General features: G+C 38.8%; 3 protein-coding genes. 2 read left to right on the plus strand and 1 reads right to left on the minus strand.

Features of this window, described 5'->3' with window-relative positions:
• The first annotated feature begins 316 nt into the window (after positions 1–316).
• Entirely contained in the window at positions 317–856 is a 540-nt protein-coding gene (locus tag R2Q85_RS24430) for a hypothetical protein (RefSeq protein WP_316814428.1), read from the plus strand.
• Between the two features lie 8 nt (positions 857–864).
• Positions 865–1,191: a pentapeptide repeat-containing protein gene (locus R2Q85_RS24435; RefSeq protein WP_316814429.1), complete on the plus strand. Its 327-nt coding sequence runs from the start codon at positions 865–867 to the stop codon at positions 1,189–1,191.
• Positions 1,192–1,303: 112 nt separating this feature from the next.
• Here R2Q85_RS24435 and R2Q85_RS24440 read toward each other — a convergent pair.
• The coding region (locus R2Q85_RS24440) for an Rpn family recombination-promoting nuclease/putative transposase (RefSeq protein ID WP_316814430.1) at positions 1,304–2,059 on the minus strand (756 nt) is incomplete at its 5' end.

The following is a 2,059-nucleotide window of genomic DNA, read 5'->3' on the forward strand; positions in this document are numbered from 1 at the left end:
AGTTAAGCATCTCGATGAATATAAAGTTCAGCTTGTCGTAGAATATTTTGCCGGTGTGCCTGTTGGCCATATTCGATATCTGTTATGTATTGTTAACTAAATTAGAACCATTTTAACCGGATATTTAAAAAACAAACAGGCGAAAATCCATCTGTTTTTAGAAAAAGCATATAAAAAGGTAAAAAGGATACAAATAGTTAAATACATACAATTTAAAAGTTTTCCAAGTAGGTAATATTGTACGATCAATACATAGAATATTATTGGCGCGGCAGCCATTATTGGTTTACTCATCAAATTCATTTAATTTATAGTTATGACTACATTTTTTACCAGATCATTTATTAATCGTAGCACATTTGTCTTTCTGTTTGCTTCCGTCTTAGGTTTATCGGTTAAAGCACAACAGCCTGAACAAGCTCATACTTATCCAAAGGTAACGGGATATTTCAGTATACTTCATCCGATTGGGACATGGAACAAAGACGGATTTCACGATAACTTTTCGGACATATATACGCTTGTATTCCCTTTCGGAATAAACATTCTTAAAAGTGACAAATTCGGGATCAGTTTCGAAATTGCCCCGGCCGTTCGTACAGAACACAACATTTCCAAAGTAAGTTCCGTACTGTTTCATCCCGGGGCTATGTTCCGCTTCAAGCATGGCTTTACGTTTATAGGCCGTGCGGCATTTGAAACCAACGGTCGTTACGGATTTACTCCTGTTTTCAACCAGGTCATTAAAAAGGGGAAGGACGCGAGCCTGTATTTAGCTTTACCTATTCCGGTGAGGTTTGGCAACGATCAGCCTGCGTCTGTCACTACGGGAATACAGTTGGGGATTAGCTTCTAATTACTAAGGTGAGGCTGACTTTTGGTTTTTCGCTGCACTTTGAAAATTACCTGCTCGACTACGCAAGTTTCGACCATAAGAAAATGAATAACAGTACCTTTAGGAATTGCAGACTTCATGCTGCGAATTTTAGTAAGGCTGATCTGTCTAAGGCTAATATGACAGAATGTAACCTGGCCGATGCAGTTTTCTCAAAAACAAATCTTTCTGGCATGGATTTTACGAGCAACCAGAATTTCAGTATTGATCCTGAGCTTAATCTGATAAAAAAAACTAAGTTTTCGGCCAATTCGCTGGCAGGTCTTTTAACTAAGTTCGACATTATAATTGAGTAGTTTAGCTATACCATAACTATTGCCTGGATTTTCTTGGATTAATTAAAACCAAAAAATTTAGATAGTTTAAAGGCCCTGGAGAAACCCAAGGCCTTAAATTTTCATATAAAATTTATAGCTTTTCGATTTCTTCGATGGGAAGACCTGTCGTTTTAGATATTAACTCGATTGATAACCCCTCATCTTTGAGGCTTTTAGCAATTTCAATTTTCTCTTCCAGTTTTCCTTTTTCTACTCCCTTTTCCTCTGCCTTTTTCTCTGCGTAACGAATACCCGCATTCCAGTCAGATTTTGCTTTCACATCTGAGTGGTACAATTCACGTTCTTCTTTAGTCATTTTACTCATCTCCGCAATTTTAAAGATCTTCTGGAACACCCTTTTGTCCAGAAAATCAGGAATTTTATCCAGGTGGCTCAGGTTTTTTAACAAATAGAACCACTTATCCAGCTCTGTTACCAAGTCGCCTTCCTTTTTGTCAAAGTTAGGCAATTCGAGAAACTTATAACCCATTCCTTTGTAAAAAACCTTACCCGTGTCTTTGTTCATCAGGGCAATGTTGTGCAGGTAATTGCTGTTGATGTTGTTAAACTGAAACTCCATAATACCAATTAAATAAACTTCCTTAAGCGGAACGTCCCAGTTGGCAGTTCCCCTGGGTAATTGGGCACTGATGAGCCGCGACATGTAAAACACGCACCTGTCTCTGAAAAATTCCTGATCTGCCCGCTGCATCTCGATGATGAAAGTCTCGCCGTCGGCACCGGTACAGGTCAGGTCAAAGAGCACCTTTTTTTCTTTAGCATCTTCTCCGGCATGTTCGGTAGGGCTGTATCTGATGTCGACTACAATTTTCTCGCCTTCAAACAA

It is taken from the genome of Pedobacter heparinus, assembly GCF_032678725.1.
Lineage (GTDB): Bacteria > Bacteroidota > Bacteroidia > Sphingobacteriales > Sphingobacteriaceae > Pedobacter > Pedobacter heparinus_A.

Excerpts from the sequence above, each read along its gene's own strand:
- R2Q85_RS24430 (WP_316814428.1), top strand. The coding sequence starts at position 317 with ATGACTACATTTTTTACCAGATCATTTATTAATCGTAGCACATTTGTC.